Source organism: Mesorhizobium sp. M0678, from assembly GCF_040320505.1.
Lineage (GTDB): Bacteria > Pseudomonadota > Alphaproteobacteria > Rhizobiales > Rhizobiaceae > Mesorhizobium.
This window is the reverse complement of record NZ_JAMYPT010000091.1, coordinates 1-520: the sequence shown is the minus strand read 5'-3', so window position 1 is coordinate 520 and position 520 is coordinate 1. Positions and strand designations below refer to the sequence as shown.

General features: G+C 61.0%; 1 protein-coding gene. It reads left to right on the top strand.

Going from position 1 to position 520, the window contains the following annotated elements; translation table 11 throughout:
* Positions 1 to 53: 53 nt before the first annotated feature.
* The coding region (locus NKI29_RS33415) for an acyl-homoserine-lactone synthase (protein ID WP_352798704.1) at positions 54 to 520 on the top strand (467 nt) is incomplete at its 3' end.

Below are 520 nucleotides of genomic sequence, written 5' to 3'. Positions count from 1 at the left end.
CCGGCCTTTGCCTTCAATCGCAGGTGTTATCCATGCGAGGGAGAAAGGCCATCATGATGCAGTTGATCACGCCGGATTGCTACGCTGAGTTCAGCGACGAGCTCGAGCAGATGCACCGCTTGCGGTATCGCGTCTTCAGGGATCGACTTGATTGGGACGTTTCGTTCAGCGGCGGCTATGAGGTCGATCCGTTCGACGCGCTTCGTCCCCACTACCTGTTGCTGCGTGCGCCGACCGGGCGCATCGACGGTTGCGTGCGCCTGTTGCCAACCACCGGACCGACGATGCTGCGCGACAGCTTCTGCGCTCTCCTTGCAGACGGTTCGGCGCCGGAAGATCCGCTGGTTTGGGAAAGCAGCCGTTTTGCGCTTGATCTGCCGCCTTCCGCGCCGAAACAGGCGGGCATCGCTATTGGCACCTACGAGCTGTTTGCCGGGATGGTCGAGTTTGGGTTGTCACGTGGTCTGCGCAGCATCCTTACCGTAACGGATCTGCGCATAGAGCGGATCTTGCGTCGCGC